Here is a 19719-nt window from a genome sequence, read left to right on the forward strand (position 1 = left end):
CCCGGCTCTGCGCAGCAGCGTTTCACGCTGCAGCGCGTCCGGGACACGCGAGTCCTTACCGCAGCGGCTTCTTCAGCAGCGAGAAGCGGTCCGGATCGAGCCCCATCGAGGGCTGCAGCATCGGGGCCTCGACATTGGAGAGCGTCTTGGCGGGCGGAGCCGAGAACACAGGGTCGTTCGGCACGTCGCGCTGCGAGGTGGCGCCGCGCCAGCGTTCGAGCACGGCGCTGACGAAATGCATGTCGTGGCCGGAGGTGACCGAAGGCACGCTGCTGATGGTAGCCTCGCCGCGCGGCAATTGGTGCGGTGGCACCTCCTTGAAGCGCAACCGGGTCGGTAGTGCGACGCCTTCGCCGAAGGCCAGCACTTCACGCGTGCCGAGCGAGGGCACGAAGGAGAGCAGGTTCGCGGCGGCGTCCGACACCGCGGCGCGCAGCAGCGCCTGGTCGCGCTCGTTGGCAAGACGCATCGTGAACAGCGTATTGCACTGGGAGATGATGGTGGCGTCGAGCTCGGCCGGCCGCTGGGTGATAAGGCCGAGATAGACGCCGTATTTGCGGCCTTCCTTGGCGATTCGCGACACCGCCTTGCGGGTCGGGCCGAAGCCGATATTGCGGTCGGCGGAGGCGTAGCGATGCGCTTCCTCGCAGACGAACAGCAGGGGCGAGACTCCGTCGCTCCACAGGCCGAAATCGAAGGCCATGCGGCACAGCACCGAGACGACGGAATCGATCACCTCGGCGGGGAAGCCGGCGAGCTGCATCACCGTCATCGGCTTGCCGTTCGCCGGCAGGCGGAACAGATGGCTGATGACCTCGGCCATGGTGTCGCCGCCGACATTGGCGTTGTCGAACATGAAGGCGTAGCGGGGGTCGTTGCGCACCGCTTCGATGCGCGAGATCAACTTGTGATAGATGATGCGCGAGGAGCGGTTCTCGAGCTTGCCCATGCGCTCGTCGATCAGCGACATCAGGTCGACCAGGCGGTACGGCACCGGGGTGTCGACGGTGTAGCCGATCTGCTTGGGATCGATGCGCTTGAGGCCGATGCGGTCGGCGTTCTGATATTGGGTGTAGACGCCCTTGGCGAGCGGGATCACCTCGGCCAGGATGTCGAGCTCCTCCGGCACGCCGGCGCGGCCGCCGAACAGCACGTCGACGATTTCCTCAAAATTGAACAGCCAGAACGGCAGCTTCAGGTTTCGAGGGTTGAGCACCAGCGCGCGGTCGCCGAAGCAGCGGCCATATTCGTTGTGCACGTCGAGCAGGAAGATGCGCAGGTTCGGGCGCGCCTTCAGGATCTCGTTGAGCAGGAGCGACACGCCGGTGGATTTGCCGACGCCGGTCGATCCCAGCACTGCAAAATGCTTGGACAGCATTTCCTCGACATCGACATAGGCGACGACCGAGCGATCCTGCTGGAGGAATCCGACATTGATCTGGTCCGAGCCGGTCGGCGCGTAGATCGTGCGCAGCTCCTGGCTGGTAATCAGATCGACGGAATCGCCGATGGTCGGATAGTTGGTGACGCCGCGCTGGAATTTCGGCTTGTCGCTGGCGTTGAGGATCTCGCCGAGCAGGTCGACCGAGGCAACCGCGATATAACTGTCGCTGCTCGACAGGTTCTCGCAGGACACCTCGGTGATCATCGCGACGATGACCGAGCTGGCGCTGCGAATACTGACGAAGCGGCCGACGGTCGCCCGGACTTCCGAGATCGGCATCTGGCTTTCTGCCAGCAGCCCGACCCGGGCCAGCGATCCGCGAACCGAAATCACGCGTCCAAAGGATGTCACGATGAATGAACCTGGCGAGAGCGAGGGATTTGCCCGGACTATGCGCGGCCGTGGCTGCACAAACGGTTAAGCGCCAGGCGCGGGCACTTCGTTAAATCCACGACAATTCGGCCGGGAGGTTTGTTCCGATTGCATACTTGCGGGCGGAAACGGCGGGAAATCAGCGCTATTTCAGGCCGTTGGAGCCGAATGGCAATTAAGGAACATTTTACCATCCGGCCAGTCAGTCCACCCTTCGGGGGAACGTTCTCCTTCGATCCAGGGGTGTTTGATTTGTTGACGGGACCTAATCATTTGTACATTAGTACAAATAGCTGGCGGGGCCTCGTGACCGCCTTGGACGCATGAGCGCGTTGCAGCTTGCGTCCGATGACGCGATCTGGTCGGCGGATCGCCAGCTGTGCCCCGGAGGAAAGCATGCAACCCGAACCGATCCTCGATCTCGCTCATCTCGGCCATATGGAGCTGCTGACGCCCAAGCCCGATGAGAGCCTGAAATTCTTCGTCGACGTCATGGGCATGACTGTCAGCGGCCAGAAGGGTGAGTCGGTCTACTTGCGCGGCTGGGACGATTACGAACGCTATTCGCTCAAGCTGACGGCATCGAAGACTTCGGGCATGGAACACATGGCACTGCGCGCGCGCAGCCAACAGGCGCTGGAGCGCCGCGTCGCCGCGCTCAAGGGTTCCGGTTTCGACATCGGCTGGATCGACGGCGACATGGGGCAGGGGCCGACGTTCCGCTGCCGCGATCCTGATGGTCACATCGTCGAGCTCTATTACGAGACCGAATGGTATCAGGCGCCGCCCGAGCTGAAACCCGCACTGAAGAACCAGGCGCAGCGCTTTCCCGCGCGCGGCGTCAATGTCCGCCGGCTCGATCATCTCAACTGCCTCGCCGTCGACATCAAGGCCAACCGCGAGTTCTTCGAGAATTACCTCGGCTGCCGCCTCACCGAGCAGATCGTGCTCAATGACGGCCGGGAAGCTGCGATGTGGTTGACGATGTCGAACAAGAGCTACGACTTCGCTTATTCGCTCGACCATTCAGGCGTGCCGGGCCGCTTCCACCACGTCACCTACGCGCTCGACAGCCGCGAAGAAATTCTGCGCGCTGCCGACATCTTCCTGGAGAATGGCATCCACATCGAGACCGGCCCGCACAAGCACGCAATCCAGCAGACCTTCTTCCTCTACGTCTACGAGCCCGGCGGTAACCGCGTCGAAGTCGCCAATGCCGGCGCACGCCTGATCCTCGCGCCGGACTGGAAGCCGATCGTGTGGACCGAGGAGGAGCGCAAGAAGGGCCAGGCGTGGGGGCTGAAGACGATCGAGTCCTTCCACACCCACGGCACGCCGCCGGTGGAGGCGAATAAGCACGGTTAGTGGATTGAATCGCGCACCCGCGCGATCGTCTCGCGGACGCCTGACCATGCCGGCTTGCCCGGCGCGAATTGCTGGCGCAGGAAGTTGACGAGCTCCTCCACCTGTGCGTCGCTCATGCTGTTCCGGAACGCCGGCATGTAGCCGAGGTCGCTCGACACGGGCTCGGCGATGCCGTGGAGGATCACCTGCACGAGATTGTCCGATGTGGCGCTGTGCAGATTGCTGTTGAGCGCGAGCGAGGGCCGGCTGCCGAACAACGGCAGGCCGCCGACCTCGTGGCAGACGGCGCAGGCTCCCTGATAGAGCCGCGCGCCGGTGGACGAGGCGACGGTGACTTGGGTCGCGCTTTCGAGTTTTACCGCGAGCGCAGGCGCATCGACCGCGGCGTCGTTGAACGAATTGAGATAGACCGCCATCGCGCGGATGTCCTGGTCGGGCAGGGCCTTGAGATCCCTGACAACAGGTGCCATCGGGCCGGCGGCGACGCCGTGATAGCGTGAATGGCCGGTGCGCAAATAGGCGAACAGCTCATCCTCGCTCCATGGGATCGGCGCATGCGACAGCGAGGTCAGCGGCGGCGCCTCCCAGCCCTCCGCAAAGCCGCCGGCGAGATAGGAATTGCGCTGCTCGGCGCCGAGCGCATTGCGCGGCGAGTGGCAGCCGCTGCAATGGCCGAGGCCCTCGACAAGATAGGCGCCGCGATTCCAGGCCTCGGACTTGGTGGGGTCGGGCTTGAATTCCTTTGCCTGGTGGAAGAGCGCATTCCAACCCGCGAGCAGCGGGCGCAGGTTGAACGGGAAGGCGAGCGTGTTCGCCGGCGCCGTCGCGCGTAATGCAGGCTGCGCCATCAGATAGGCATAGAGCGCCTGAAGGTCGGCTTCGCTGGTCCTGGTAAAATGCGTGTAGGGGAAGGCGGGATAGAGCTGCCGGCCGTCGCGATGCAAGCCATCGCGCATCGCGCGCTCGAAGGCGGGATAGGACCAGGCGCCGATGCCGGTCTCGACATCGGGCGTGATGTTGGTTGAATAGATCGTGCCGAATGGCGTCTCCAATGCGCGGCCGCCGGCATTGAGTACGCCGCCGATATTGGTGTGGCACTCCGCGCAATTGCCGAGCGCAGCAAGCTGCTCTCCCCGTGCGATCGTCGCGGTGGAATAGACCGATGCGTCGGGCCGGGCGATCGGCGCAATCGCGCGCCCCGGCAGAAGCGCCGCGCCGATGCCGATCGCGGCGGTGCAGACGGTAGCAATCGCAGCCAAGATGCCGGCGCGTTTGGCGAACGGATTCTCCCAGATGCGCGATGGCGGCGGCGCGGCGGGCGCGGGCAGGGCCTGCGGCACGGGCGAAGTTTCACCGTGCAATCCCCTCAGGATGCGTTCGGGCGTAAAGGGCGGCTCGCGAAAGCGCACGCCAGTGGCATCGAAGATCGCGTTCGCTATCGCCGCCGCGCTCGGGACCGAGGCGGATTCGCCGACGCCGAGCGGCGGCTGGTCCTGACGCGGCAGCATCAGCACGTCGATCTTGGGCACGTCGGGGAACGGGATGATGGGATAGGCGCCCCATTCCCGTGCCGCGACCGCGCCGTGCTCGAACGAGACTTCCTCCATCAGCGCGCGGCTGGTGGACTGGATGACGTTGCCGTGGATCTGGTGGCGGACGCCGTCCGGATTGATCATCAATCCGGAATCCTGTCCCGCAACCACGCGCGTCACGCTGACATCGCCGGTCGATTTGTTCACCGCGACGTCGGCAATCCAGGCCGACCACGCCGCGCCGTAGCCGGGAAACTTGCTGTGGACGTAGAGCGCATAGGCAAAGCCGCGCCCGTGCACGATCTCGCCGTCTTTCTCTTCGCGCGTCGGCCGGGGCGTCCAGCCCGCGCGTTCGGCGACCGCATTGACGAGATCGACGGCGCGCTGGTCCTTGAGGTAGCGCAGGCGGTATTCGATCGGATCGACGCCAGCCTCGGTTGCGGCTTCGTCGATGTAGGATTCGTGCGCAAACGTGTTCGGCAGCGCCGAGACGCCGCGGAACCAGGAGGCGCGCACGATCGGCGGCATGTCATGGGCGACGACGCGCATGTGATCGTAATCGTAGGGCGGGATCGCCGTGCGGTCGCCCATCTGCAGCACGGCGGGCTCGGATGGAATGCGACCGGTGAGCAGCAGCGCCAGCGTCGGCGCAGCGTTCGAGGGATAACGCGTGGCGAGATCATACGCTGCGATACCGCCGTTCGCATCCAGGCCGCCATTGACGTCGATGAGCTGCGCGGTGCCCTTGGGCTCCCAGGCGTGCTCCTGCTCGCGTGTCAGCTGTACGCGGACGGGCCGGCCGACGGCGCGCGACAGCAGCAAGGCGTCGGCAGTGACATCGTCGGCGCAGTTGCGCCCGTAGCAGCCGGCGGCTTCCAGCCGGATCACCTCGACCTCGCTCTCGGGACGCTCGACCAACAGTGCGAGGTCGCTGCGCAACACGTGCGGATTTTGCGTGCCCGACCAGACCCGGATATTGCCGTCCTGAAAATCCGCGACGGCGCAGGATGGGCCGATCGAGGCATGCATCTGATACGGCCACACGTAAGTGCGCTGCATCGGCTTGGCCGCGCCTGATATCGCCGCATCGACGTCGCCCTTGTCGATCAGCGTGCGCGGTGTCGATGGATTGGCGCGCAGCGCGGTCTCGACGTGGGAAAGATCGGTCAACGCCGGCGTCGGCTTCCAGCTGACTGCAAGCTGCTCCGCCGCGCGGATCGCATTTTCCTCACGTTCGGCGACGATTCCGACGAAGTCGCCGATGCGCACCACAGCCACGAGGCCAGGAATGTCGCGTACTGACGCTTCATCGACCGCGATCAGACTGGTGCCGACGAACGGCCCGGCATCGACACCGGCATAGGGCGGTCGCACCACGCGGCCGTGCAGCATGCCGGGGACGCGGATATCGTGCACGAAGGTCAATTCGCCCGTGGCCTTGGCGGGCAGGTCGACGCGCGGCGTCGACTGACCGACGATGGCATAATCGCCGACCGCTTTGACGGTGACGTCGTCGGCCAACTCCAGGCGGATCGTCTCGTCGCCGATCAATTCGCCGTAGCTGACGCTGCGGTTGTCATGTCCGCGCACGAGACCGTCCTCGATTCTGAGGCCCGCCGCCGGCAGCTCCAGCCGCTCGGCCGCGCGCGCGATCAGGAAGTGACGGGCTTGCGCCGCGGCCTTGCGTAGGGGAACAGCCGTGATCTGGATGGTCTCGCTTGCGATCGTCGCGCCCTGGTTCGGCACCACCGCAGTGTCGCCGAGCACCACGACGACGCGCGCAAAGGACACATCCAGCTCTTCGGCGACGATCTGGCCGAGCGCGGTGCGGATGCCGGTGCCGAGATCGACATGGCCGTTATACGCGCTGACCGATCCGTCCGCGGTGATGCGGATGAAAGTCTCGGACGTGAGTTCATCCACGGTGCGGACGACGACGAGCGAACCGGATTGGCGCTCAGCTCCATCAGGGGCAGGGGAGGCCATCAATCAACGGCCTCGGTGAGCTGGCCTGAAGCGCGCATCACGGCGCGCAGGATTTCGACATGCGTGCCGCAGCGGCAGAGATTGTAGCGCAGCGCCGCCAGCGCTTCCTGTTCGGTCGGCCGCGGGTTGATCGCGAGCAGCGCCTTGGTGGTCATGATCATGCCGTTGAGGCAATAGCCGCATTGCGCGGCCTGCTCGTCGATGAAGGCCTGCTGCACGAGGTCAGGCTTGTCGCGCGTGCCGAGCCCTTCGAGCGTCACGATGTCGCGGCCGGCGCAGCCACCGACGGGAATCACGCAGGAGCGGGCCGCCGTCCCATCGATCAGGACAGTGCAGGTGCCGCATTCGCCGAGGCCGCATCCATATTTCGGGCCGTTGAGCGCGAGATCGTTGCGCAGCACGTAGAGCAGCGGCGTCTCCGGCGCTGCAGCGACCTCGTGGATCCCCCCGTTCACGGTGAGGCGGATCGGTGTCTGCGTCATCCTCGTTTCCAAGCGCTCGACCAAAGTCATGGCGAAAATCTACGTCGCGACGATACCGTTTGTACACAAACGTGCAAGCCATGCATGCCGCACTGCAGCGCGACTGCCTTCTTTGTGGACAGAGCGGATAGGCAAATGAGGTTTTATGCAGCAGCCGCATCTTTTGCGCTGCACCGCCGCTTGACAGCCATCCGGGGCGCGCGCACCATCGTTCGTATACGAATGATAACCGCGGTCTCGCTGGCTCTGACATGGTGATGGAAACGACGAGCGCTGCTATCGACAAGATCCGCTGCGATGCTTGTCCGGTGATGTGCTACATCAAGCCGGGCGCGGCGGGCGCCTGCGATCGCTACGCCAACCACGACGGCAAGCTCGTCCGCGTCGATCCGCATGTGATCCTGGAGCGCACGGTCTCGCATGGCGGCAAGCTGGTCCCGTTCAGCCGCACCGAAGACTGGGACGGCAAGATCGTCCACGAACCTTCGACCTTTGTGACTGCGATCGGTGCGGGCACGACCTATCCCGACTACAAGCCGGCGCCGTTCATCGTCTCCGCGGAGGTCGACGGCGTCGACATGGTGACTGTCGTCACCGAGGGCATTTTCTCCTATTGCGGCATCAAGGTGAAGATCGACACCGATCGCTATCTCGGGCCTGAGACCGCAACCGTCCGCGCGCAGGGCGAGGCGGTCGGCCATGTCACCACGAGCGAATACGGCTCGCAGATGCTGTCGCTGGGCGGCGTGCATCATCTCACCGGCGGCTCCAAGAAGGAGGGCCGCGTCACCTGCGACACGTTGATGGATCTCGCCAATTGCAAGGCGGTCGAGCTGACCATCGACGGCGGCGCGAGCGTCGTCGTCCAGGCCGGCCAACCGCCGATCGTCAACGGCATGAAAGAAGAGCGCATGCGCGTCGGCTGCGGCTCGGCGACGATCGGCATGTTCGCCAAGCAATGGCACGGCAAGGTCGACGAAGTCGTCGTGGTCGACGACCACATCACCGGCGTGCTCTCGGAGCATCAGGCCGGCAAGCTGCTCGACATCGCCGACACCGGCATCAAGATGAAGGGCCGCCGCTCGACGCCCGGCCGCTATTTCCAGGTCGCAGATCCCGGCACGGGGTGGGGTGGCACCAACATCTCCGATCCGCTCGCCATCCTCGGGCCGTTCGATGCCAAGGAGGCAAAACCGGGTCTCTCGATGCTGATGGTCTCCACGACCGGCGAGCATTCGTCTTACTACGTGCTTGACGAGGCCCTGAAGCCGGTCGAGACCGAGATGCCGGATGATCTGAAATTCTCGGTCGAGCGCATCCAGGAGAATTGCGAGCCGGCGCTGTGCACGGTGCTGTTCATGGCCGGTGCCGGCGGCTCGCTGCGTGCCGGTGTCACCGACAATCCGGTGCGGCTGACGCGCTCGGTGAAGGACGCGCTGACGCGCGTCACCAGCGGCGGTGCACCGGTCTATGTCTGGCCGGGGGGCGGCATCACCTACATGGTCGACGTGACGCAGATGCCGGCGGGCGCGTTCGGCTACGTGCCGACGCCGGCGCTGGTTGCGCCGATCGAGTTCACGATGAAGCTGTCCGACTATGCCGCGCTCGGCGGGCACATGGATTACGTGAAGCCGCTCTCCGAGGTCCAGAACGGCGACGATGTCCGCCAGCTGCCCTGGCAGAACCCGATCCCGGGACCTCGGGCATGACGCGGCTCCCGCAAATCGCATTGCTGTCTGATGGCCGGCGGCTGCATTTGCAGGATGGACCGATTGATCTGGTCGTTGAGGCGAGGGGGCGCACGGACGATGTGCGTGCAGCCTATGAGGCGGCTGTGCGCCGCTTCACCGGACTGCTCGACGAGCTCTGCGCCGAATTGCCGGAGCTGCGCACGGCCGCCGGGAATCGGACTTCGCTGACGGGCGTGGTGGCCCGCCGGATGCATGCCGCTGTCGCACCCTATGCCTCCGATTGCTTCATCACGCCGATGGCGGCTGTTGCCGGTAGCGTGGCGGAGGAGATCCTGGGCGCCATGCTAGGCGCTGCGACGCTGAATCAGGCCTATGTCAACAATGGCGGCGATATCGCGCTTCATCTCGGCAAGGGCGAGCATTTTTCGGTCGGCCTGATGGACCGCCCCGATCGCGCTGGCGTGATGCGGACGATGAGGGTTGATGCGGATGACCCCGTGCGGGGCATTGCGACCAGCGGACGCCACGGTCGCAGCTTTTCGCTCGGCATTGCCGATGCCGTGACGGTGCTGGCGGCAACGGCGTCGCAGGCCGATGCGGCGGCCACGATCATCGGCAACGCTGTCGATCTGCCCGGGCATCCCTCCATCATCCGGACGCCTGCAAGCGAGCTGCAGCCCGACAGCGATCTCGGCGAGCGTCTCGTGACGCGCGACGTCGGCGAGTTGTCGCAGAACGAGATCGCCGTCGCGCTCGAATCTGGCGCGGAATGTGCACGCCAATTGTTCGATCGTGGATTGATCGAGGGTGCCGTGGTGCGGCTTTGTGGTGATATGCTTGTCATCGGACCTAAGGATATAGAAGAGCAACGAACGCGCCCGCTTGTGTTGGAGAACGCGGTCTGTGCCTGAACGGGGAAGCGAAACATGAGCGCGATCATCCGCAAGATCGTCACCGTCGTCGAAGAGACGCAGATGGAGATGGGCCGCCAGGTCTCGCCGCCGACCCGGCGTGCCGCGGCGATCGCAGTCATCGAAAATCCCTTTGCCGGACAGTATGTCGAGGATCTCTCGCCGCTGATCGCAATCGGCGAGGAGCTGGGCGAGCTGCTGTCGAAGCGCGCCGTGGCGGCGCTCGGCATCGATGGTGCGAAGGCGCAGAGCTATGGCAAGGCCGCCGCCGTCGGCGAGAACGGTGAGCTGGAACATGCCGCCGCGATCCTCCACCCCAAGATGGGCGCGCCGGTTCGTAAGGTGCTGAGCAAGGGCGCGGCCCTGATCCCGTCGTCGAAGAAGCGCAGCGGGCCGGGCACGACGCTCGACATCCCGCTGGGGCACAAGGATGCCGCGTTCGTGCGCAGCCATTTCGACGGCATGGAAGTGCAGATCAACGACGCGCCGCGTGCCAACGAGATCATGGTCGCGGTCGCCGTTACCGACAGCGGCCGGCCGCTACCGCGCGTCGGCGGGCTCACGGTTGCGGAAGTGAAGGGCGAGGACGGTCTGAGATAGGGCTCGAAGCGGGAGGCGGGCACAGCCTCTCGGATGAGATCACGCAGAAGACGTAAAGAGTTCAAAACTGGAGGTTGGGATGCGAGCAAGAAATTACTTCGTCGGCGCGGCCTTCGCGCTTCTGGCGGGCGGCATGGCTCATTCGGCCCTGGCGCAGGACATCAAGATCGGCGAGATCAACAGCTATTCGCTGCTGCCGGCGTTCACCGAGCCCTATCGCAAGGGCTGGCAGCTCGCGGTCGAAGAGATCAACGCGGCCGGCGGTATCAATGGCAAGAAGCTCGTTGTGATCTCCAAGGACGACGGCGGCAAGCCGGCGGACGCGCAGACCGCGGCGAACGAGTTGGTGTCGAGCGAGGGTGTCGCGATGCTGACGGGTACGTTCCTGTCGAACATCGGCCTTGCCGTCAGTGACTTCGCCAACCAGAAGAAGGTGTTCTTCCTCGCGGCCGAGCCGCTGACGGATGCCGTGACCTGGTCCAAGGGTAACAAGTACACCTTCCGCCTGCGTCCCTCGAACTACATGCAGGCGGCGATGCTGGTGGAAGCAGCCGCAAAGCTGCCGGCCAAGCGCTGGGCGACGATCGCGCCAAACTATGAGTATGGCCAGTCCGCCGTTGCCGTGTTCAAGAAGCTGATGTCGGAGAAGCGCCCTGACATCCAGTGGGTCGACGAGCAGTGGCCGCCGCAGGGCAAGATCGACGCGGGCCCCGTGGTGCAGGCCGTTGCTGCCGCCAATCCCGAAGCGATCCTCAACGTCACCTTCGGCGCCGACCTCGTCAAGCTCGTGCGCGAAGGCAACACCCGCGGCCTGTTCAAGGGCCGCGAGGTCGTCTCGTTCCTGACCGGCGAGCCGGAATATCTCGATCCGCTCAAGGATGAGACGCCCGAGGGCTGGATCGTCACCGGGTATCCCTGGTACTCGATCAAGACGCCCGAGCATGACGCGTTCCTGAAGGCGTACCAGGCCAAGTACAACGACTATCCGCGCCTCGGCTCCATCGTCGGCTACCAGACCATCAAGGCGGCCGCCGCGATCCTGGCGAAGGCGGGCTCGACCGATCCGGAGAAGCTGATCGCTGCCGCGGAGGGCTTGTCGATGCCATCGCCATTCGGCGAGATCACGTTCCGCAAGATCGACCATCAGTCGACGCTCGGTGCTTTCGTCGGCAAGACCGCACTGAAGGACGGCAAGGGCGTGATGGTGGATTCGGCTTACAAGAAGGGCGCGGACTATCTGCCCAGCGATGCCGAAGTCGAGAAGCTGCGTCCGAAGGATTGATGTCTTCCTTCTCCCTCGCCCCGCTTGCGGGGAGAGCGTCGGGGTGAGGGGGAGCCTCCGCGAGGGAGGTGACAGCGAGCCTTGCGGAGACTCCCCCTCACCCGAACTTGCGCATCGCGCAAATTCGACCTCTCCCCGTAAGCGGGGAGAGGTGAACCAAGACCCGCGTGCCGCGGCATGCAACACCAACCCGGACCGCCGATGGCCTTTTACGTCGTACAGTTTCTGACCGGTCTCGCCAGCGCGGCGTCGCTGTTCCTGGTGGCCTCGGGCCTGTCGATCATCTTCGGCGTGACGCGGATCGTGAATTTCGCGCATGGCGCCTTCTACATGATCGGCGCCTACATCGCCTTCACGCTCACCGAACGCCTGTCGGGCGCGTTCGGCTTCTGGGGCGGCATCGTGCTCGCGGCGATTGCCGTGGCACTGATCGGTGTCCTCGTCGAGATGGTGCTGCTCCGCCGCATCTATCACGCGCCGGAGCTGTTCCAGCTGCTCGCGACCTTCGGCCTGACCTTGATGGTCGAGGATCTCGTGGTGCTGATCTGGGGGCCTGACGATCTCGTCGGCCGTCGTGCGCCCGGCTTCAAGGGGGCCATCGATTTCTTCGGCCAGAACATCCCAAGCTACGACCTGTTCCTGATAGTGCTCGGGCCCGTCGTGCTCGGCATCCTCTGGCTGCTGTTCCAGCGCACGCGCTGGGGCGTCCTGGTGCGCGCGGCGACGCAGGACCGCGACATGGTCGCAGCCCTCGGCGTCAATCAGAAATGGCTGTTCACGTCCGTGTTCGCGGTCGGCGTCTTCCTCGCCGCGCTGGGCGGCGCGCTTCAGATCCCGCGCGATGCCGTGCACCACGCGATGGATCTGCGCATCATCGTCGAAGTCTTCGTCGTGGTCGTGATCGGCGGCCTCGGCAGCATCGTCGGCGCGTTCGTCGCGGCGGTGCTGGTCTCCGAGCTCAACGCCTTCGGCATCCTGATCTTCCCCAAGATTTCCATCATCCTGGTCTTCCTGGTGATGGCGGTGGTGCTGATCGTGCGACCGTGGGGCCTATTCGGCAAACCGGAGGCGCCGGCACGCAAGACGCCGGGGCTCACCGTCAATCCGTGGCGGCCATTGACGTCGAACGAGCGGCTTGCGGCGCTTGCGGCGCTCGTGATCGCAGCGACGCTGCCGCTGTTCGCCGGTAACTACGCGCTGACCGTCGGCTCGGAGATCGCGATCTTCGTCATCTTCGCCGTCTCCTTGCACTTCCTGATGTCGGTCGGCGGCCTCGCGTCTTTCGGCCATGCCGCTTATTTTGGCCTCGGCGCCTATGGCGTCGCTTTCCTCGCCAAGATGGCGGGGCTGCCGATGATCGTGTGCCTGCTGCTCGGGCCGTTGCTCGGCTGCATGGGCGCCGCCGTGTTCGGCTTTTTCGCCGTGCAGCTCTCCGGCGTCTACTTCGCCATGCTGACGCTCGCCTTCGCGCAGATCGTCTGGTCGATCGCGTTCCAATGGGTGAGCGTCACCGGCGGCGACAACGGCATCTTGGGCGTCTGGCCGGAAAAATGGGCGGCGAGCCCGTCGCACTTCTACTGGTTGGCGCTCGGCGTTGCTACGCTGGTGACCATCGCGCTGCGGGCGATGGTGTTCTCGCCATTCGGCTACGCGCTAAGGGCGACGCGCGACTCTTTGCTGCGCACCGAGGCGATCGGCATCAATGCCAAGCGCATCCAGTGGACGGCCTTCGTGATCGCAGGGACGACCGCCGGCATCGGCGGCGCGCTGTTTGCCTACCTCAAGGGCAGTGTCTTCCCAGACAATCTCGGCATTTCGCTCTCGGTCGATGCGCTGGTGATGGTGCTGCTCGGCGGTGTCGAGACGGTGTCCGGCGCGGTGATCGGCGCCATCGTCTACAAGGCCTTGAACATCTGGCTGGTCAGCCAGACCGATTTGTCGAAGCTCGTGCTCGGCGGCTTCATCATGTTGATCGTCGTCGTCTTCCCCAAGGGCATTGTCGGCATGCTGGAGATGCTGGCGCAGCGCCGCAGGAAGGCATCGCCGCCGGGGTCTCCCTTGCTTGCCAAGCCGATCGAGTCTGCCGAATGAGTGTTGCACCTCCACTTCTCGCCGTTGAAGGCTTGACCAAATCGTATGGCGGCATCCACGCCGTGCGCGGCGTGTCGTTCTCGCTGCGCGCCGGCGAGATTCTGGCGCTGATCGGGCCGAACGGCGCGGGAAAAAGCACCTGCTTCGACATGCTCAACGGCCAGAACAAGCCCGATACCGGCCATGTTCGCCTGCTCGGTGAAGAGATCACGGGCAGGAAGCCGCGGGAGGTCTGGCGGCTCGGCGTCGGGCGCACCTTCCAGATCACCGCAACCTTCGCCACCATGACCGTGCGCGAGAATGTGCAGGTCGCGCTGATCTCGCACGGGAAGCAGCTGTTCAATCTGTTCGGCTCGGCGCCGAAGTTCGACCGCGGCGAGGCCGGCCGTCTGCTCGAATTGGTCGGCATGGGCGGCTATGCCGATCGGCCCTGCGGTGAGCTTGCCTATGGCGACCTCAAGCGGCTCGAGCTTGCGGTGGCGCTCGCCAACCAGCCCAAGCTGCTGTTGATGGACGAGCCGACCGCCGGCATGGCGCCACGCGAACGGGTCGATCTGATGCGGCTGACCGCGAGCATTGCGCGGGAGAAATCGATCGGCGTGCTCTTCACCGAGCACGACATGGACGTGGTGTTCGAGCACGCCGACCGCATCATCGTGTTGAATCGAGGGACGTTGATCGCCGAGGGCACGCCAGCCGAGGTGCGCGGCAATCCGCAGGTGCAGGCGGTCTATCTCGGCGAGGGCCTGGTCTACGATGCCCGCCATCGCGAGGGAGCATCAACATGAAGCTCACCGTCGAGGGCCTCAACAGCCATTATGGCCCGGCGCATATCCTGTTCGACATCGGCTTCGAGGTCGGCGAGGGCGAGGTGGTTGCGCTGCTCGGGCGCAACGGTGCCGGCAAGTCGACGACGTTCCGCTCGATCGTCGGCCTGGTCGCGCAACGAACCGGCCGCATCATGTTCGAGGGCAAGGACGTCTCGGCCAAGCCGACCCACGAGATCGTGCGCGAGGGGCTCGGCTACGTGCCGGAGGAGCGCCGGATATTCACCGACCTGACCGTCGAGGAAAATCTCGAAGTGGGCAAGCAGCCCAAGCGTCCGAACGCGCCGCATTGGACGCGCGAAAAGCTGTTCGCGCTGTTTCCAAATCTCGGCGAGATGAAGAACCGTCCCGGCGGCCGCATGAGCGGCGGCGAGCAGCAGATGCTGACGATCGCGCGCACGCTGATGGGCAATCCGTCGCTGGTGCTGCTGGACGAGCCCTCGGAGGGCCTGTCGCCGAAGATCGTGGAGCAGATGGTCGACGCCATCCTGACCATGAAGAAGGAGGGCGTCAGCATCGTCGTCTCCGAGCAAAATCTGCATTTCGCGCGGTTGATTTCCGATCGCGCCTACATCATCGAGCGCGGCCGCATCTGCTTCGGCGGCACCATGGCCGAGCTCGACGCGCGTCCGGATATCCGCGACGCGCATCTGTCGTTGTGAGAGGCGGGGACGGATGGCGAGAAGTGTCGCGGTGAAGAAGGGCGTCAAACCGGCAAAACCGCCTTACGTGCTCGACGAGCAGGTCGGTTTCATCCTGCGCCAGGTCTGGCAGCGCCACAGCTCGATCTTCTCCCGCGATATCGGCACCAATCTGACGCCGACGCAGTGGGCGGCATTGTCGAAGCTCGCCGAGACCGGGCCGTGCTCGCAGAACCAGCTCGGCCGGCTGACCGCGATGGACGTTGCGACGATCAAGGGCGTGATCGATCGGCTCACGGCGCGTGGCCTGACCGAGACCAGCCAGGATCCCGAGGACGGTCGGCGGCTGCTGGTCAGCCTGACGCGCGCCGGTCAGCAGCTTTCGGAGAAGGTCGCGCCGAACGCGCTCGCCATCACCCGCGAGACGCTGGCGCCGCTCGACACGAAAGAGCGCGAGATGCTGATGGCGCTGTTGAACAAGCTGCGGTGAGGGTGCCGTAGGCGGTCTCGTAGGGTGGGCAAAGGCGCGAAGCGCCGTGCCCACCACTTCTCAATGGTGGGCACGCTTCCGCCGTCGCTCTTCGAGCTATGGCGGACAAGTCGCTTTGCCCACCCTACGGCAGTTGAACAAGGTGCGGGGACGGGCGACTAACCTCGATGAGGGACTTGTCGAGGTATTAGTCATGAGAGTCGCGGCGAAGTTTACGATGCTCCTCACTCTCGGTGCGGTGCTGGCGGGCAGTTGCGCGCCTGCCTTTGCCGCGCAGCCCTACGAGGGCTTCTGGGCGTCCACCAAAAAAGACTGCCGCGATGACGACAGCCCCAACCGCATGAGCATCGAAGGCGGCAATCGCCTCTACTGGTACGAGACGCGCTGCCGCGCCGGCGAGATCACCGCCGACGGAAAGCTCGGCTGGAAAATGAAGCTCGCCTGCGAAGGCGAGGGCGAGAAGTTTCGCTCCAATCCCCGGGTCTCCATCGCCGTGGACGGCAAGCTGGTGATGGACAACGGACCGGTCGGGCAGGCCAAGCGCCAGACCTATGTGCGATGTGAGATCGCGAAGAAGCGCTGATCTCGAACGCTTACGTCTTGCCCGGCCATTTGGCGCGGTAGCGAATTTCGCTGCCGTCTGCGAGCCGCCGCCATGTCCCGAACTCCGGCGTATGCGGCGCCCGGGCCGTCAAGTCGATCGGGTAGATGCGGCCCGGCTGGCCCTCGATATTGACAGCGAGCTGCCGGTGCGAGGTTCGAAACGCGAGCTCGACTTCGCCTGCGATGACGGGCTGGTCGCCGTCACGATAGAAGGCGGCCGGGGTCACTTCGCCCGGCATCGTGTTGAGGTCGGTCTGCAATTCGATGGTGATGCCCTGGGCCGATGCCGGCACCGCGACCCCGGCCGGAAAACGGACCTCAAATACGAGCAGGGGATTGCCGCCGTTCCGGTTGAGCCATGGCGTCGCAGTCGCATAGGCGTAAGCGATGTAGATGCCGATCCCGGCGACGCAGAGCAGGACGACGACGCCGAGAGACTTCAGGCTGTTGCGCGCGATGCTGCCATTGCCCGCGTCCTGGCCTGAACGCCTCACCAGCCAGTTGGCAACCACCGCGCCGGCGATCGCGCCGATGGGGGAGTAAACGAACAGTCCCAACAGACCCGAGGTGATCGGGTCCGCGCGGTTGCCGAAATCGAACAGGGAAAACAGCACAAAGATCGCGACATAGCCCGCCACCGCGCCAGCAAGGCCGACGGCTATTCGCGATGAGTTCTTCATGTTTCCCTCGATGGTCCAGCAATGAAATGCCGCCGCCGGGGGCTGCCTGCGTTAGACGCAGCAGGTCGCAGACTTGTTCAACGCCATCGAGGGGCGATGCCGAGCGGTGTGCCGCTCCGGCTGCGTCACTTCGCCACCACCTCCGGCACTTTCCCCGCGGGCGGCGTGTTCCGGCTGCGCTGGGTGCGCACGATGCCGTCGATGATGGTCATGCCGATGCCCGGGAGGTCGCCGAGCTGGACGCTCTCCAGGATGTTCTTGCCGGGCGAGTGCTGGGCCTTGTCCATGATGACGAAGTCGGCGGAACGGCCGACTTCAATGAGGCCGCAATCGAGCTCGCGCATCCGGGCGGTGTTGCCGGTGGCGAGACAGAACGCAAGCTCGGCCGGCAGTTCGCCGAGCGAGGACAGCATCGAGACCATGCGCAAAATGCCGAGCGGCTGCACGCCGGAGCCGGCGGGCGCGTCGGTGCCGAGGATGACCCGGTGCAGATCGCCCATCTCGCGCGCGGTGCGCAGCGTAAACAGAGCGGAGCGCTCGTTGCCGTTATGCACGAGCTCGAGGCCGCGCTTGCAGCCCTCGCAGATGCAGCGGATCTGATCGTCGGGCAGGGCGGTGTGGCCGCCATTGATGTGGCCGACCACGTCGGTGTCGGCCTCCAGCACCACGTCCTTGTCGATCAGACCGGAGCCGGGGATCGAGGGGCCGCCGGTGTGGATGGTGCTCTGAATGCCGTATTTGCGCGCCCAGCCAACCATCTTGCGTGCAGTGGGACCGTCCTTGACGCCGCCGAGGCCGACCTCGCCGAGCAGCTTGACGCCGGCGGCGGCCAATTCCTTGAAGTCCTCCTCGACCATCTCGCATTCGATCACCGGCGCACCGGCGTGAACCTTCACGCCGCCGGGGCGCAAATTCCAGAATGCGCGCTGCGCAAAGATCGCCATCGCCTTCAGCCCGACGACGTCGCGGGGGCGGCCGGGCATGTGCACCTCGCCGGCGGAGATCATGGTGGTAACGCCGCCGTGGAGGTTGCTGTCGATCCACCCGATCTGGTTCTGGCGCGGCGTCCAGTCGCCCGCCACAGGGTGGACGTGGCTGTCGATCAGGCCCGGCGCGACCGTGGTCCCGTTGGCCTCGACGATCGTGGTCGCGCCTTCGATGTCGATGTCCTTGAAGCGGCCGATCGCGGTGATCTTGCCGTTCTCGGCGACGATGGTGTCGCCATCCAGGATCGGCTTTTCCAGGGCGCCGGACAGGATCAGGCCGATATTCCGGATCACGAGCTTCGAGGGTCCGGTGGCCTGGGGGGCGTCATGCGCCATGGAAGGGGCTCCTTATTCCTAACTGCAACGCTTTCGATCTTGGGCAGCCTTGACCGCGGGATCAAGCAGGATTATTCATTAGTATACGAATGATCGTGTACAAACGACGCATAGCTGCCCGCCTCGGAACCGCATTGGAAGCGACAGGGAAGGTGAGATGAGCAATTTCAACCAGGAAAGCGTTTTGAGCGTCCACCACTGGACCGATACGCTGTTCTCCTTCAAGACCACGCGCAGCCCGACTTTCCGCTTCCGCAACGGCGAATTCACCATGATCGGGCTCAAGGTCGGCGAGAAGCCGCTGCTGCGGGCCTATAGCGTCGCCAGCGCCAATTACGAGGACACGCTGGAGTTCTTCTCGATCAAGGTGCCGGACGGTCCGCTGACCTCGCGGCTCCAGCATTTGAGGGAAGGCGACGAGATCATCGTCAGCCGCAAGGCCACCGGCACGCTGGTGATCGACAATTTGGAGGAGGGGCGCAACCTCTACCTCATCGGCACCGGCACGGGCCTTGCGCCGTTCCTGAGCGTGATCAAGGACCCCGAGACCTATGAGCGGTTCGAGAAGGTCGTGCTGTTGCATGGCTGCCGGCACGTCAAGGAGCTCGCCTATGGCGAGATGATCACCGAGACGCTGCCGAAGGACGAACTGATCGGCGAGTACATTCAGAATCAGCTGATCTATTATCCGACCGTGACGCGTGATCCCTTCCGCAACCGCGGCCGCATCACCGACCTCATCACCACAGGCAAGCTGTTCGCCGATATTGGCCTGCCGGCGCTGGAGGCCGCCCACGACCGCGTCATGATTTGCGGCAGCCCGGCACTGGTCGCTGATACCCGCGTGCTCCTGGGTGAGCGCGGCTTTGTCGAGGGCAATCACGGCGAGCCGGCCCAATTCGTGGTCGAAAAGGCCTTTGCCGAGCGCTAACGCGCAATTCTAGCTTGAGAAGACCGCATTTTCGCCGCGTGGGGCCCGTTGCGGCGCCGATTCGGCGCTTGATACACTGTGGGAACGAATCAGCGGAGTTCCCACATGGTTGCGGACAGCGACAGCAACATCGCCTGGCACCGGGTCCAGTTGAAGAAGAACCGCGCCGAGTTGAAGGCGCTGGAGACCGCGCGCTTCACGATGGGCGAGATCGCCTCCTCGAAGCGGAACGGCCAGACCCAGAAGGCGATCGCGGAACTCAAGCGCAAGATCGCCCAGTCCGAGCGCGTGATCGCCGATCACGACAAGCGCACGCGCCGTCCGCTCGGCACGGACATGCAGAGCCTCAGCAACGGCAGCTGGAGCCATTGGGACGCCTATACCAACCAGCAGCAGCGCAAGACCGGCCAGCGCTCGCCGGGGCGTGGATAGATCGCCGTCTCCTCGCGCGGGTTCCGACTTGCGGGTT

17 protein-coding genes are annotated in these 19719 nt (G+C 64.8%); 12 read left to right on the plus strand and 5 right to left on the minus strand.

What is annotated here, in order from left to right; all coding sequences use genetic code 11:
• Positions 1-55 precede the first annotated feature (55 nt).
• The gene (locus tag A3AS_RS0128750; RefSeq protein ID WP_026202466.1) at positions 56-1795 is read right to left on the minus strand and encodes an ATP-binding protein; all 1740 of its coding nucleotides are present in this window, start codon (positions 1793-1795) and stop codon (positions 56-58) included.
• 417 nt (positions 1796-2212) lie between these two features.
• Here A3AS_RS0128750 and A3AS_RS0128755 point away from each other — a divergent pair, with 417 nt between their 5' ends.
• Positions 2213-3181 (plus strand): catechol 2,3-dioxygenase, encoded by a 969-nt coding sequence (locus tag A3AS_RS0128755; RefSeq protein ID WP_018320965.1) that lies wholly within the window; start codon positions 2213-2215, stop codon positions 3179-3181.
• Here the strand turns inward: A3AS_RS0128755 and A3AS_RS0128760 are convergent.
• Both A3AS_RS0128760 and A3AS_RS0128765 read right to left on the minus strand, forming a co-directional pair.
• The gene (locus A3AS_RS0128760) at positions 3178-6699 is read right to left on the minus strand and encodes a molybdopterin cofactor-binding domain-containing protein (RefSeq protein WP_018320966.1); all 3522 of its coding nucleotides are present in this window, start codon (positions 6697-6699) and stop codon (positions 3178-3180) included. The two genes, A3AS_RS0128755 and A3AS_RS0128760, sit on opposite strands and share 4 nt — an antisense overlap.
• The gene (locus A3AS_RS0128765) at positions 6699-7181 is read right to left on the minus strand and encodes a (2Fe-2S)-binding protein (RefSeq protein WP_018320967.1); all 483 of its coding nucleotides are present in this window, start codon (positions 7179-7181) and stop codon (positions 6699-6701) included. Before A3AS_RS0128765 ends, A3AS_RS0128760 begins: the two co-directional genes overlap by 1 nt.
• Before the next feature lie 251 nt (positions 7182-7432).
• On the opposite strand from A3AS_RS0128765, the gene A3AS_RS0128770 reads away from it, so the two are divergent.
• From A3AS_RS0128770 to A3AS_RS0128810, 9 genes are all read left to right on the plus strand, one after another.
• A complete protein-coding gene (locus tag A3AS_RS0128770; RefSeq protein WP_018320968.1) occupies positions 7433-8890 on the plus strand; it encodes a hypothetical protein in 1458 nt (485 codons plus the stop codon).
• On the plus strand, positions 8887-9783 hold the full coding sequence (locus tag A3AS_RS0128775; RefSeq protein ID WP_018320969.1) for a UPF0280 family protein: 897 nt from the start codon (positions 8887-8889) through the stop codon (positions 9781-9783). Before A3AS_RS0128770 ends, A3AS_RS0128775 begins: the two co-directional genes overlap by 4 nt.
• Before the next feature lie 15 nt (positions 9784-9798).
• Positions 9799-10383, plus strand: coding sequence for an amino acid synthesis family protein (locus tag A3AS_RS0128780; protein ID WP_018320970.1), 585 nt, complete (start codon positions 9799-9801; stop codon positions 10381-10383).
• Positions 10384-10462: 79 nt separating this feature from the next.
• The gene (locus tag A3AS_RS0128785) at positions 10463-11665 is read left to right on the plus strand and encodes an ABC transporter substrate-binding protein (protein WP_018320971.1); all 1203 of its coding nucleotides are present in this window, start codon (positions 10463-10465) and stop codon (positions 11663-11665) included.
• Positions 11666-11866: 201 nt separating this feature from the next.
• The gene (locus A3AS_RS0128790) at positions 11867-13756 is read left to right on the plus strand and encodes an ABC transporter permease (protein ID WP_018320972.1); all 1890 of its coding nucleotides are present in this window, start codon (positions 11867-11869) and stop codon (positions 13754-13756) included.
• Positions 13753-14544 (plus strand): ABC transporter ATP-binding protein, encoded by a 792-nt coding sequence (locus tag A3AS_RS0128795; RefSeq protein ID WP_018320973.1) that lies wholly within the window; start codon positions 13753-13755, stop codon positions 14542-14544. Before A3AS_RS0128790 ends, A3AS_RS0128795 begins: the two co-directional genes overlap by 4 nt.
• Positions 14541-15245, plus strand: a complete 705-nt coding sequence (locus tag A3AS_RS0128800) for an ABC transporter ATP-binding protein (protein ID WP_018320974.1) — start codon at positions 14541-14543, stop codon at positions 15243-15245. The genes A3AS_RS0128795 and A3AS_RS0128800 overlap by 4 nt, the downstream gene beginning before the upstream one ends.
• A gap of 13 nt (positions 15246-15258) precedes the next feature.
• Positions 15259-15714, plus strand: a complete 456-nt coding sequence (locus A3AS_RS0128805) for a MarR family winged helix-turn-helix transcriptional regulator (RefSeq protein WP_018320975.1) — start codon at positions 15259-15261, stop codon at positions 15712-15714.
• A gap of 193 nt (positions 15715-15907) precedes the next feature.
• Entirely contained in the window at positions 15908-16297 is a 390-nt protein-coding gene (locus A3AS_RS0128810; protein ID WP_018320976.1) for a hypothetical protein, read from the plus strand.
• Positions 16298-16307: 10 nt separating this feature from the next.
• On the opposite strand, the gene A3AS_RS0128815 is transcribed toward A3AS_RS0128810, so the two are convergent.
• The gene (locus A3AS_RS0128815; RefSeq protein ID WP_018320977.1) at positions 16308-16997 is read right to left on the minus strand and encodes a hypothetical protein; all 690 of its coding nucleotides are present in this window, start codon (positions 16995-16997) and stop codon (positions 16308-16310) included.
• A gap of 125 nt (positions 16998-17122) precedes the next feature.
• On the minus strand, positions 17123-18319 hold the full coding sequence (locus tag A3AS_RS0128820; protein ID WP_018320978.1) for an amidohydrolase family protein: 1197 nt from the start codon (positions 18317-18319) through the stop codon (positions 17123-17125).
• 157 nt (positions 18320-18476) lie between these two features.
• Between A3AS_RS0128820 and A3AS_RS0128825 the strand changes: the two genes are divergently transcribed.
• Complete coding sequence (locus tag A3AS_RS0128825; protein ID WP_018320979.1) at positions 18477-19250, plus strand: ferredoxin--NADP reductase; 774 nt, start codon at positions 18477-18479, stop codon at positions 19248-19250.
• A gap of 105 nt (positions 19251-19355) precedes the next feature.
• Positions 19356-19682, plus strand: coding sequence for a hypothetical protein (locus A3AS_RS0128830; protein ID WP_018320980.1), 327 nt, complete (start codon positions 19356-19358; stop codon positions 19680-19682).
• Positions 19683-19719 lie beyond the last annotated feature (37 nt).

Origin of the sequence: Bradyrhizobium sp. WSM2793, assembly GCF_000379585.1 — a bacterium.
In the GTDB taxonomy this organism is placed as follows: Bacteria; Pseudomonadota; Alphaproteobacteria; order Rhizobiales; family Xanthobacteraceae; genus Bradyrhizobium.